This is a genomic window from Bacillus salacetis, from assembly GCF_049177075.1.
GTDB lineage: Bacteria > Bacillota > Bacilli > Bacillales > Bacillaceae_B > Rossellomorea > Rossellomorea salacetis_A.
The window spans coordinates 3,330,303-3,343,009 of the sequence record NZ_CP185377.1 but is presented as its reverse complement, the minus strand read 5'-3'; the positions used below and the strand labels follow the sequence as shown (position 1 = coordinate 3,343,009).

General features: G+C 43.1%; 12 protein-coding genes and 1 tRNA gene. All 13 read left to right on the top strand.

The window, feature by feature from the left end; all coding sequences use genetic code 11:
- The 13 genes from sdhB (at nucleotide 1) to lonB (ending at nucleotide 12,694) form a co-directional block, all read left to right on the top strand.
- The gene (gene sdhB, locus ACOJQI_RS17520) at nucleotides 1–765 is read left to right on the top strand and encodes a succinate dehydrogenase iron-sulfur subunit (RefSeq protein ID WP_421380292.1); all 765 of its coding nucleotides are present in this window, start codon (nucleotides 1–3) and stop codon (nucleotides 763–765) included.
- 521 nt (nucleotides 766–1,286) lie between these two features.
- On the top strand, nucleotides 1,287–1,757 hold the full coding sequence (locus tag ACOJQI_RS17515; protein ID WP_421385504.1) for an acyl-CoA thioesterase: 471 nt from the start codon (nucleotides 1,287–1,289) through the stop codon (nucleotides 1,755–1,757).
- A gap of 195 nt (nucleotides 1,758–1,952) precedes the next feature.
- Nucleotides 1,953–2,177 (top strand): helix-turn-helix domain-containing protein, encoded by a 225-nt coding sequence (locus tag ACOJQI_RS17510; protein WP_006838260.1) that lies wholly within the window; start codon nucleotides 1,953–1,955, stop codon nucleotides 2,175–2,177.
- 200 nt (nucleotides 2,178–2,377) lie between these two features.
- Nucleotides 2,378–2,818 carry a MarR family winged helix-turn-helix transcriptional regulator gene (locus tag ACOJQI_RS17505; RefSeq protein WP_421380288.1) on the top strand — a complete coding sequence of 147 codons (441 nt, stop codon included), beginning with the start codon at nucleotides 2,378–2,380 and terminating at the stop codon, nucleotides 2,816–2,818.
- Nucleotides 2,819–2,833: 15 nt separating this feature from the next.
- A complete protein-coding gene (gene racE, locus ACOJQI_RS17500) occupies nucleotides 2,834–3,634 on the top strand; it encodes a glutamate racemase (protein ID WP_421380285.1) in 801 nt (266 codons plus the stop codon).
- Nucleotides 3,635–3,751: 117 nt separating this feature from the next.
- Nucleotides 3,752–4,837 carry a GerMN domain-containing protein gene (locus tag ACOJQI_RS17495; protein WP_421380283.1) on the top strand — a complete coding sequence of 362 codons (1,086 nt, stop codon included), beginning with the start codon at nucleotides 3,752–3,754 and terminating at the stop codon, nucleotides 4,835–4,837.
- A 100-nt stretch (nucleotides 4,838–4,937) separates the two neighbouring features.
- Nucleotides 4,938–5,552 carry an XTP/dITP diphosphatase gene (locus ACOJQI_RS17490; protein WP_421385503.1) on the top strand — a complete coding sequence of 205 codons (615 nt, stop codon included), beginning with the start codon at nucleotides 4,938–4,940 and terminating at the stop codon, nucleotides 5,550–5,552.
- Entirely contained in the window at nucleotides 5,549–6,058 is a 510-nt protein-coding gene (locus ACOJQI_RS17485; protein WP_421380281.1) for a metallophosphoesterase, read from the top strand. The genes ACOJQI_RS17490 and ACOJQI_RS17485 overlap by 4 nt, the downstream gene beginning before the upstream one ends.
- A gap of 135 nt (nucleotides 6,059–6,193) precedes the next feature.
- Nucleotides 6,194–6,270 (top strand) — tRNA-Arg (locus ACOJQI_RS17480).
- A 299-nt stretch (nucleotides 6,271–6,569) separates the two neighbouring features.
- Nucleotides 6,570–7,577 (top strand): tetratricopeptide repeat protein, encoded by a 1,008-nt coding sequence (locus ACOJQI_RS17475; RefSeq protein WP_421380279.1) that lies wholly within the window; start codon nucleotides 6,570–6,572, stop codon nucleotides 7,575–7,577.
- Between the two features lie 186 nt (nucleotides 7,578–7,763).
- Complete coding sequence (gene tig, locus ACOJQI_RS17470; RefSeq protein WP_421380277.1) at nucleotides 7,764–9,047, top strand: trigger factor; 1,284 nt, start codon at nucleotides 7,764–7,766, stop codon at nucleotides 9,045–9,047.
- A gap of 281 nt (nucleotides 9,048–9,328) precedes the next feature.
- A complete protein-coding gene (gene clpX / locus ACOJQI_RS17465) occupies nucleotides 9,329–10,603 on the top strand; it encodes an ATP-dependent protease ATP-binding subunit ClpX (protein WP_421380274.1) in 1,275 nt (424 codons plus the stop codon).
- Nucleotides 10,604–11,032: 429 nt separating this feature from the next.
- On the top strand, nucleotides 11,033–12,694 hold the full coding sequence (gene lonB / locus ACOJQI_RS17460; protein ID WP_421380272.1) for an ATP-dependent protease LonB: 1,662 nt from the start codon (nucleotides 11,033–11,035) through the stop codon (nucleotides 12,692–12,694).
- Nucleotides 12,695–12,707: the final 13 nt, after the last annotated feature.

Genomic DNA, 12,707 nt, shown 5'->3' with positions numbered 1-12,707 from the left:
ATGAGTGAAAATAAAACAGTCCGCTTTATCATTACTCGTCAAGACAGCCCTGACACTGAATCCTATACGGAAGAATTCGAACTGGCATACCGCCCCAACATGAATGTTATTTCTGCTTTGATGGAAATCCGCAGAAATCCTGTAAATGTTAAAGGTGAAACGACAACTCCGGTCAACTGGGAAATGAACTGTCTGGAAGAGGTTTGCGGTGCATGTTCCATGATCATCAATGGAAAGCCCCGCCAGTCTTGTACTGCTCTAGTCGATAAATTGGAACAGCCGATCCGCTTGGCGCCAATGAAGACATTCCCAGTCGTACGTGACTTGATCGTTGACCGCAGCAGAATGTTCGATTCTCTTAAAAAGGTTAAAGCTTGGGTGCCGATTGATGGAACATATGACCTTGGACCAGGACCCCGCATGCCTGAGAAAAAACGTCAATGGGCATATGAGCTTTCCAAGTGCATGACTTGCGGTGTTTGCCTTGAAGCTTGTCCGAATGTGAACTCTAAATCAGACTTCATCGGACCTGCTCCACTTTCACAAGTCCGCTTGTTCAATGCGCATCCAACAGGAGCAATGAATAAAGATGAGCGTCTGGAAACCATCATGGGTGATGGAGGGCTTGCCAACTGCGGTAACTCTCAAAACTGTGTACAGTCTTGCCCTAAAGGCATTCCGTTGACTACATCAATCGCTGCATTAAACCGCGATACATCATTCCAAATGTTCAAGAACTTCTTCGGAAGCGACAACATGGTGTGATAAATATACCCAAACCCGCAAGCTATAAGCTTGCGGGTTTTTTCATACGAAAAAGAACATCAAAATCCTTTCTTCTTCCATTAGAAAAATATATAATAATAAGAAAAGAATGAACATTCATTCATTTCTAAATGAACTTTAAGTGGGGTTGTCACAGCTTTCGGATTTTACTTTGTTGTTTTTTATTCATAGGTTGATTGAAACGGAAGGCGCCGACTCCTGGGGGATTAGCGGGACAGGTGAGACCCCGCAGGCGCAGCCAGCTCCAGCGGCCAGCGACTAGCAGATTTCGGTCTCTCTTCTTGCGATAAGTCAACATCGACTCACTTTGTTCGTCGTGTTTCCTTTATCTCATACGAGAGCCCTCCAATCTGTACGTCTCTGAACGGCCGCTTTCGCTTTTTATGCAGCCGAGGAGGCTCACCGACCGCCCCCCAGGAAAGCGTGTGCCTGAAGTGGAAATCAACAATCTCATTAACAGAGTGAACCTTAAATTGAAGCCAATGTATAGGAGGGGCAAAATCATGAGAATTACATATATTGATGATATGGAACAGTGGAAAGGCCGATTCGATTTTTTTATCGAAATCAAAGTCAGGTTTTCCGAAACCGATATGTTTGGCCATCTGAACAATACGGTTCCATTCACATATTTTGAAGAAGCAAGGATAGAGTTTTTTAAAAGCAAAGGGTTTATGCAGGATTGGGTGAAGCCGGAAAATGAAACCATTCCAGTAGTTGCTGACCTGCAATGCGATTTTTTAAGACAGGTATACTTTGACCAAACGATACGGGTATATGTGAATGCAAATAAAATTGGATCATCCTCCGTGGATCTTCATTACATGGGGATGGATGAAAGTGATAGAGTTTGCTTTACTGGCAGAGGGACTATGGTGCAGATTTCCAAGAAGACAGGAAAGGGAGTACCCTGGACGGAAGAGATGAAGTCTAAGTTGACACATAACGTGAATTTGTCCAAAAGCTGTTGAATAGAGGCAGCCGGCAAAATACGAGACGGATAGTGGAAACCAAATGTCTGTGAATTAAAATTAACCTTGCCTATTTTGCTATTTAAAGCCTTCTCTATGTCACTCTACACCAAAGGTTCACATATGATATCGTGACGACTGACAATACCCATCCCCGCGGTTTAAAGCTGGCGAAGGCAAGGAGGGTTACCATAATTGAAGGACAATGAATTTACACACAAACCGTTGCTTACCAAAAGAGAAAAAGAAGTGTTCGAACTGTTAGTCCAGGACAAAACGACTAAGGAAATTGCTGGTGAACTTTTTATCAGTGAGAAAACAGTTCGGAACCACATTTCCAACGCCATGCAAAAGCTTGGAGTGAAGGGGCGTTCTCAAGCTGTTGTAGAGCTTCTTCGCATGGGGGAACTCAAGCTTTAAAATTTAACCGGCTTCCTGAAGAGGACAGCCGGTTTTAATTTATCTTATTTGTTTCATATCAATCTCTTAAATATGTCGAAAACAGTAACAAAACCATAAGAAGGACTTTACCTGTAAAAGTTACTTGAAAAATGACGAAAAAAAAGCGACAATGCTAAGTATATAACTCGAACGAAATGGTACTGATAGGAGTGGCATAAATGAACAACAAACTGCAGGATATGGAAATCTTTGCTGACATAGAGAAAGATTTGCGTTACATATCGTCTATTATTAAGCAAAAAGGAAGAGAAATTCTAAGCCAGTACTCCATAACCCCCCCGCAATTCGTTGCGCTGCAATGGTTATTTGAAGGCGGGGACATGACAATTGGGGAACTTTCGAATAAAATGTATCTGGCCTGCAGCACCACAACAGACCTTGTAGACAGAATGGAAAAGACAGAATTAGTAGAAAGAGTGAAAGATAATAAAGATCGGCGGGTAGTGAGGATTCATCTCCTTCAGGAAGGGGAAAGGATCATTGAGGAGGTTATTGAGAAAAGACAGCAATATCTGCAGGAAATTCTCAAAAACTTCTCTGCTGATGAGATCAGGACACTAAATGCAAATCTGTCTAAACTACATCAAGAAATGAAATGAAAATGAGGGAAATACGTGAATCAGCCTATAGGAATTATTGACTCGGGTGTTGGAGGATTGACTGTAGCAAAAGAAGTCATGCGCCAGCTGCCTAATGAGACGATTTTTTATTTAGGGGATACCGCCCGCTGCCCATATGGACCAAGGACAGCAGAAGAAGTAAAGAAGTTCACTTGGGAGATGGCGGCCTTCTTAATGAATTACAATATCAAAATGCTGGTCATTGCTTGCAATACGGCTACCGCAGTCGTACTGGAAGAACTTCAGGACATGCTGCCCATTCCAGTTGTAGGAGTCATTCAACCGGGGGCAAGAGCGGCTCTGAAGCACAGCCAAAATGGCCGGATCGGTGTTCTTGGTACTGCTGGAACAGTGAATAGTAAAGCTTACGACAAAGCGATACATTCAATCAATGATACGATTGAAGTAACTTCACTTGCCTGCCCCAAGTTTGTACCGCTGGTTGAGAGCGGTGAGTATGAAAGCAAGTGGGCGTTGGAGATTGTTAATGAAACGTTAGTGGACATAAGGAGAGAACCGATTGATACCTTAATCCTAGGGTGTACTCATTATCCGCTTCTCCAGACCATCATCCAGGATGTGATGGGAAAAAAGGTGAAGGTCATTAACTCCGGCGATGAAACTGCAAGAGAAGTAAGTGCCATCCTTGATTATCAGGGGATGCTCAACCGAAAGAAGACCAAGCCTCAGCATATTTTTTTCACCACAGGCTCCGCGGGCATCTTTTCAAAGATTGCGCTGGATTGGCTGCAGTTAGAACAAATCGAAACCAAAACCATCCTTCTCGGGAAGTAAACCCTGGGGAGGATGGTTTTTTTATTTGAAAATAGATAAGGGCTTGTAAAATTTTTCGGTCTAATTTTGAAAAAGGGCTCGTATACATATAGTACAAACTGTCTGAGGAGGGTTCCCATGTCAAAGAAAACAAAAGCAGCCATTGTACTTACCGTACTTACCTCATCCGTTTACCTTTCAGGGTGCGGATTACTGGGAGGCGGAGAAAAAGCAAAAATCGATCCGCCAGCTGATGTGTCGTATTTAGAAGAAGGTGAAAAGGTGGATGCAGCCAAAGAAAACAGCGAAGGTGAAGTGACTTCATCCACTTCAACAGAAGAAGCTGAGGCAGCAGAAAGTGTAATGACAGAACTATACTTAATAGATTCAAACGGGTATGTAGTGTCACAAACGTTGGCCCTGCCAAAAACCGAGAGCATTGCCAAGCAAGCATTGGAATATCTTGTTGCAGATGGGCCGATTCAAAACATGCTTCCTAACGGTTTCAGGGCAGTTCTTCCAGCAGGTACTCAAGTCAGCGTGAACATTAAAGACGGAACAGCCGTCGCCGACTTCTCCAGTGAGTTCCAAAATTATCAGCCGGAAGATGAACAGAAAATCCTGGAGTCCGTTACATGGACATTGACTCAATTTGATTCAGTGGAAAAAGTCGAACTTCGGGTGAATGGATATGAATTGACAGAAATGCCGGTAAACGGCACACCGGTCAGTCAAAAAGGTCTCTCCAGGAAAGTGGGGATCAATCTTGATACATCAGGTATCACTGACCTGACGGACACCCATCCAGTAACAGTTTATTTCGTCTCTCAAAAAGGTGAAAACACTTACTACGTGCCAGTGACTAAGCGCGTAAGCAATAAGGTTGATAACAAGATTGAAGCAGTTGTTCAGCAGCTGATTGACGGTCCGGGTTCTCAGACAAACCTTCTCAGCGATTTCACAGGAGTAGCCTTGCTGGATGAACCTTCAGTGAAAGACGGCCAGGTCACCCTTAACTTCAATGAAGGGGTATACGGAAGCTTCGAGGAGAAAATAGTGTCAGAACACTTTATGAATTCCCTTGTTTTATCACTTACTGAACAAGATGGGGTTGAAAGTGTGGCTGTCATGGTCAATGGTGAAGGTGAATTGGTGAACGATAAGGGAGAAACATTGAGTGAGCCGGTAACGCGTCCGGAGAATGTGAATACAATCAGTTTTTAAAAAGTGAAATTTTGATATACTATAGTTAATTAAGATAAGAGGCAGCCGAGACTGCCTCTTTCTTTTTGACAGAAAAACAGGCAGATGAATAGAGAGGTGGATAAAGGTGAAGAAGAAAGTTATAATAGCAACGAAGAATAAGGGGAAAGCAATGGAATTCGACCGTATGTTGTCTCCAAAAGGATATAAGGTTTTAACACTGCTTGATTTCCCTGATTTCAAGGATATTGAGGAGACCGGTGAAACGTTTGAAGAAAATGCCGTCTTAAAGGCAGAAGAAGCCTCGGCTGTCCTGAATGAAATGGTTATTGCGGATGACTCAGGTTTGATCATTGATGCCCTTGATGGAAGACCTGGTGTATACTCTGCGCGCTATGCGGGTGAAGTGAAGGATGATAATGCCAATATAGATAAAGTTCTCTCTGAGTTGGAAGGAATACCTTTCAATGAGAGAACTGCACGCTTCTACTGTGTACTCGCCATTGCAGGTCCAAACAGGGAAACTCACACCTATTCAGGTGCTTGTGAAGGGAAGATTCTCGATGAGCTCCGCGGAAACAATGGATTTGGCTATGACCCGATTTTTTATGTGGAAGACAAAGATAGAACGATGGCTGAATTAAGTGCAGAAGAAAAAGCAGCTATCAGCCATAGAGGAAAAGCCTTAAAGCAATTTGAAGAAAATCTGGATGAACTGCTGGGTGATCATGAATGAAACTTATCGTTGTAAGTGACAGCCATGGATCTGCTGGTGAAATCAGGGATATCTACGACACGTATAAAGGTAGAGTGGACGGCTTCGTTCATTGTGGTGATTCTGAATTGAGAGCCAGTGATCCAGCCATGGAAGGTTACCTTGCCGTCCGGGGCAACTGCGATATGGATCCATCTTACCCTGAAGTTCAGACTGAGGAATTTGACGGAGCCAAGATACTCGTTACCCATGGGCATCTCTATAATGTGAAAATGACGTTGATGAATCTGAATTACTTAGCCAAAGAAAACAATGCCGATATGGTGTTTTTCGGCCATTCCCATCAGCTTGGGGCTGAGCAGATCGAGAATGTCCTCTTTGTTAATCCTGGCAGTATCCTTCTGCCGAGAGGAAGAAAGGAAAGGACGTATTCACTCATTGAGACAGAAGGAAAATCCATCTCCGTGAAATTTTATGATCATAATCATAAAGAGATTATTGATTTATCCCGTACCTTCTTTGTATAATAGGAAGGCGGCAGAACACCGCCTTCTTTCTTTTCAAAGTCAGCCGGGAAAGTTTTTAAAAAAAGTTATAAAAAGTGTTGACTTTTGATTGTTATCCAAATATAATAAATATTGTCGCTGAAACAACATAATCAAGTCCCAGTAGCTCAGCAGGATAGAGCAACGGCCTTCTAAGCCGTCGGTCGGGAGTTCGAATCTCTCCTGGGACGCCATTACATTACATATCACGGTTATAAGCCGATCTTTAAACCTCTTGTTCCATTTGGATCAAGAGGTTTTTTATCTATATGTAAACTGTCAATTACCCCGTTATAGCTAATAAGTTGCTGATTGGAGCGAAAGGTGTACGATCTCCTGCGGGATAAGCGGGACAGGTGAGACCCCGCAGGCGAAGCCGAGGAGGCTCACCGCCCGCCCCGCGGAGTCATGCACCTGTAGCGGAAATCAACTTTGTTTATTCCGGTAAGGTTTGCTAAACTGAAGACAATTAATGATATAGGGCGGTTACATTATGAATAAAGGAAGTAAAGACAATAAGATAGTTTATTTCCCGCAGTTGAAGGAGAGGCTTTTTGAGAAGGGGATAGACTTGCTTCAAAGCAGTCACCTCGACCAGGCTGTCCATTTATTTGAGCAGGCTTATGAAATGGAGCCTTCCGATGGAGAAGTAGGATCTGCCCTGGTTCTGGCCTTATATGAAAATAAGCAGTACGGGCGCGCGAAAGAAATCTGTAAAGAACTCCTGCTGGAAGGACAAGGAGATTACTTTAAGGTTGTCGAATTATATTTGATGATCCTGATCCAGTTAAACGAACATAAAGAGGTCGTCAACACTATAAGTGCCTTGTTTGACGAGAAAGAAGTGCCTTTTGAGAAGGAGGAGCACTTTGGCAAGCTTTTGTCATTCAGTAAAAGGGTGCTTGAAGGGAAAGAAGCGCCGGCCCCTGAACAAACACCCGGTCCTATTGAAGGAGATAAAGTTCTGGAAGGGAAAGACCTCCAAGAGCAAACATTCATATTGGCCGACCTGGTAAACCGGAATGTTCGCCCGTATCTTCCGGAATTACTGGCAGTATTAAGAGATGGAGAAGCTCATCCATTTATACAAACAATGATTGTGAATGTGTTGAGGGAGCATGGATTTAATGAAGAAGTGCAGGTGAAGAAGTTCGGGAAGGATTTGACGTGTACACCGGCAAGCCTTGAAGAGGTATTCCAGACTGCGTTCTATTTTGACGTAGTCAAAAGAATTGAAGACCTGATTGCCCAGCGTAACCCGACTTTGCTTGAGCAGGTGACAGAAACATTCACCCGCCATAGTTTTCTGCTTTATCCGATAGAGCCTGGATGGAAGGCTGAGCAGATGGCACTGGCCTATCTTATCTATGTTCTTGAATTGTATGGGGAAAATCCGGCAGCCATGGGCCTGGAAGGGGAAATACAGGATCATGAGGGTGTGCTGAAATCTATTGAAACTTTTATCCATGATCTGGAAAGAGTGACATCCCCGGTTCTGTAAGCAAATATAGGAAACTTGTTTTTATGGCTATGAGTTGAAAGAAGGATTCCATATGTTATAATATAATGGTTGCAATGTGAAGTTTTTCATATTCGAAGAGATAGCGCTTTTGTTACATAAGCAAACCTATCTAAATATTTATTTTGTATTAACTATAATCAATTATAGATTGTTGGAGGGAAAAGTATGTCTGCTAAATGGGAAAAGAAAGAAGGGAACCAAGGGGTTCTTACAATTGAAGTAGATGCAGATACAGTAAACAATGGTTTAGACGCTGCATTCAAAAAAGTAGTTAAGCAAGTGAACGTGCCTGGATTCCGTAAAGGTAAAATGCCTCGCGGTATGTTCGAAAAACGTTTCGGTGTAGAATCTCTATACCAGGATGCACTAGACGTCATTCTTCCGGAAGCTTATGCAAAAGCTGTCGAAGAAACTGGCATCGAGCCTGTTGATCGTCCGGATATCGACATCGAGCAAATGGAAAAAGGCAAAGAGCTTATCTTCACTGCTACAGTGACTGTTAAGCCGGAAGTTAAACTTGGCGAATACAAAGGTCTTGAAGTAGAGAAAATGGACACAGAAGTGACTTCTGAAGACGTAGAGAACGAATTGAAATCTCTACAGGAAAAGCAAGCTGAACTTGCTGTTAAAGAAGGCGCAGCTGAAAACGGCGATACTGTCGTAATCGATTTCGAAGGATTCGTTGATGGTGAAGCTTTCGAAGGCGGAAAAGCTGAAAACTACTCTCTTGAATTAGGCTCAGGTTCTTTCATCCCTGGTTTCGAAGAGCAGCTGGTTGGTCTTGAAGCTGGAGCTGAGAAAGATGTAGAAGTATCATTCCCTGAGGAATACCATGCAGCTGAACTTGCTGGTAAACCTGCAGTATTCAAAACAAAAGTCCATGAAATCAAAGCAAAAGAACTTCCTGAACTTGATGATGAATTCGCGAAAGATGCAGATGAAGAAGTTGAATCTCTTGATCAACTAAGAGAAAAAATCCAAAAGCGTCTAGAAGAATCCAAGAAAAACGAAGCAGATCAAACACTTCGTGACACGCTAGTGGAAAAAGCTTCTGAAAACGCTGAAATGGAAGTTCCTGATGCAATGGTTGACACTGAAGTTGACCGCATGATGCAGGAATTCGAACAACGTCTTCAAATGCAGGGAATGAACTTGGATCTTTACTTCCAATTCTCCGGCCAAAAAGAAGAAGACCTTCGCGGCCAAATGAAGGAGGACGCTGCAAAGCGCGTTCGTACTAACCTGACGCTTGAAGCAATTGCAAATGCAGAGAATCTTGAAGTTTCTGATGAAGAAGCTGAAGAAGAAGTTAATAAACTTGCAGAGCAATACAACATGGCTGCAGATAACATCAAGCAAGCTCTAGGCGGTCTTGATAACCTGAAAGCAGATCTTAAAATCCGTAAAGCTGTAGAAGTTCTTGTGGATAACAGCAAGACTGTTGCATAATAATAACTATAGAGACAAGGCGCGAGTTGAATCGTGCCTTGTTTTATAAAATAAAAGTTTTTTGGTCTTGCCGGCTTACCGCTATGGTGTTTAACCTTTACAATCTAATTACATAATCACTTATTTTGGAATAGGATGGACGTTTTTTGGATAAAGCTTAATAAGCGGGCAGAATATCAGCAGAATCGTTTAATTTCCTTTCCGGACATATAGTATGATAAAATGCAATACATAACTTGAAAATTTTGAAACGACATAGCTTTTATAAGGGGTGAATTTCATTGTTTAAATTTAACGATGAAAAAGGACAGTTAAAATGTTCTTTTTGTGGTAAGACACAAGATCAGGTCCGTAAGCTGGTAGCAGGACCAGGTGTATATATATGTGATGAGTGTATCGAGCTTTGTACCGAGATCGTTGAAGAGGAGCTTGGAACAGAGGAAGAAGTTGAGTTTAAGGATGTTCCAAAGCCAAAAGAAATAAGGGAAATCCTTGATGAGTACGTTATCGGCCAGGACCAGGCGAAAAAATCGCTGGCTGTAGCGGTCTACAATCATTACAAACGGATCAATTCAAACAGCAAAGTGGATGATGTCGAGTTATCAAAGAGTAATATCGCCATGATCGGACCTACAGGAAGCGGTAAAACACTTCTTGCCCAGACATTGGCCCGTATCCTGAATGTACCATTTGCGATTGCGGACGCGACTTCACTTACAGAAGCGGGATATGTCGGGGAAGATGTTGAAAACATCCTCTTGAAACTGATCCAGGCTGCCGACTATGATGTGGAAAAAGCAGAGCGCGGAATTATCTACATTGATGAAATTGATAAGGTAGCCAGAAAATCCGAGAACCCTTCCATCACGCGAGATGTATCTGGTGAAGGTGTTCAGCAGGCATTGCTGAAGATTCTTGAAGGCACGGTTGCAAGTGTCCCTCCACAAGGCGGCAGAAAGCACCCTCATCAGGAATTCATTCAGATTGATACGTCCAACATCCTGTTCATTTGCGGCGGGGCATTTGACGGCATCGAGCAGATTGTCAAACGCCGCCTGGGCCAGAAAGTCATCGGGTTCGGTTCTGATCCGAAGACAGTCAATGTGGATAATGATAAATCATTATTAGCAAAAGTTGTGCCTGAGGATTTATTGAAATTCGGTTTAATCCCGGAATTCATCGGCCGTCTGCCGGTTATCTCAAGCCTTACGCCTCTTGATGAAGATGCGCTTGTGGAAATCCTGACTAAACCGAAGAATGCTTTGGTTAAGCAGTATCAAAAAATGCTTGAACTTGATCAGGTTGAATTGGAATTTGAAGAAGATGCACTAAGGGAGATTGCAAATAAAGCGATCGAACGTAAAACAGGTGCCCGCGGTCTTCGTTCCATTATTGAAAGCATCATGCTTGAAGTCATGTTCGACCTGCCTTCAAGAGAAGATATCAAAAAATGTATCATCACTCCAGGCACTGTCACAGACAACGAAGCGCCTAAGCTTCAACTGGAAGACGGTACAGTAATAGAAGGAAACGACGAAGAAAAAACCTCTGCATAAGCAGGTGAAAAGGTCCTCCCGGTAATAAGCAGGGGAGGGCCTTTTTTCTTAATTAGAAAATAGTGATTGTGAACCTAACATCTTTTTTTCTCTGAAAATAAACTAGATTTAATATTCGTTCTAATATAAGAGTTGTAATATGGAAATTATTTCTTAATGGAAATAAAAAATGTTAGTGATTGCAGCGAAGGGTGTACGACCTCCTGCGGGAATAGCTCGACAGGTGAGACCCCGCAGGCGAAGCCGAGGAGGCTCACCGCGAGCCCCGCGGAGTCGTGCGCCCGAAGCGAAAATCACCTCGCTCACTATTTGTATTTTTACATATTAAGTAATTACCTCTATTTCCCCCACCCTAGAAAAACTTGTTTATTCCTCCAGACTCGAGGAGATACTAAACGTTAACAACAAGTTATTACTGGAGGGAAAGGCATGAGTTGGACAGGAATTGCACTGATCATCCAACTGTTTTTCGGGGTGATTATCGGCTTATATTTTTGGAACTTATTAAAGAGTCAAAGGACCCAGAAGGTTTCGATTGACCGAGAGTCAAAAAAAGAAATGGAACAACTGAGAAAAATGCGCTCGATTTCTCTATCAGAACCTCTATCAGAAAAGGTAAGACCTCAAAGCTTTGCTGATATTGTCGGCCAGGAGGACGGTATCAAGTCACTAAAGGCCGCACTGTGCGGTCCGAATCCGCAGCATGTCATCATTTATGGACCGCCTGGTGTTGGAAAAACCGCTGCTGCAAGACTCGTTCTTCAAGAAGCAAAACAACAGATGCAGTCACCTTTTCAACGTTCATCTGTATTTGTGGAATTGGATGCAACAACAGCCAGGTTTGACGAGAGAGGGATTGCAGACCCCCTGATTGGATCTGTTCATGACCCGATATACCAGGGAGCTGGAGCAATGGGCCAGGCGGGGATTCCTCAGCCAAAGCAGGGAGCAGTAACCAATGCCCATGGCGGGGTATTATTCATCGATGAAATAGGAGAACTGCATCCTATTCAAATGAACAAACTGCTTAAAGTACTTGAGGACCGTAAAGTATTTTTGGAAAGTGCCTATTATAGTGAAGAGAATACTCAGATTCCCACCCATATCCACGATATATTCAAGAACGGCCTGCCTGCTGATTTTCGCCTGATTGGGGCTACAACGAGGACACCAAGTGAAATTCCTCCAGCCATCCGCTCAAGGTGTATGGAAGTGTTTTTCAGGGAACTGAACAAAGAAGAGGTTATTGAAGTTGCCAAAAAGGCTTCTGAGAAAGTGGGAATATCCATCAGCAAGGAAGGTGTAGAACTTCTAGCCTCCTATGCCCGAAATGGCCGGGAAGCGGTAAATATGGTGCAAATTGTGGCAGGTCTCGCCATTACGGAGAACAGGGAGTTCATTGATGATAAGGATATCGAATGGATGATTCAGTCCAGCCAGCTATCTCCTCGAATGGACCGGAAAATAGATGGTAAACCAGCCATTGGCCTTGTGAACGGCCTGGCTGTTACAGGACCAAACACTGGATCATTATTGGAAATTGAAGTAACAGTCATTCCTGCAAATGAAAAAGGCTCCATTAATATTACCGGAATCGTTGAAGAAGAGAGTATCGGTGATAAGGGGAAATCCATTAGAAGAAAGAGTATGGCAAAGGGATCTATTGAAAATGTCCTGACTGTTTTGCGCTCCATGGGTGTTCCAGCAGATCAATTTGATATCCATGTTAACTTCCCTGGTGGTATTCCCGTTGATGGACCTTCAGCAGGCATTGCCATGGCTACAGGCATCTACTCTGCAATTTACCGGATCCCCGTAAAATCCGACATTGCATTAACCGGAGAAATAAGCATTCATGGATTTGTCAAACCGGTTGGCGGGGTTTATCCGAAAGTGAAGGCGGCAAAACTAGCGGGAGCTTCCACTGCTATCATCCCACATGAAAATATGGGGGCCCTCTTGCAGGAAATTGAGGGAATTGAAGTGAAGCCGGTTAAGAATCTTGAGGAAGTGTTCAATATCGCCCTCGATAAAGACAAGTCCGCAGAAGAACTGACATACAATGATAAAGTGGATAAGAAAAGCGTATAAACACATGGGAGAT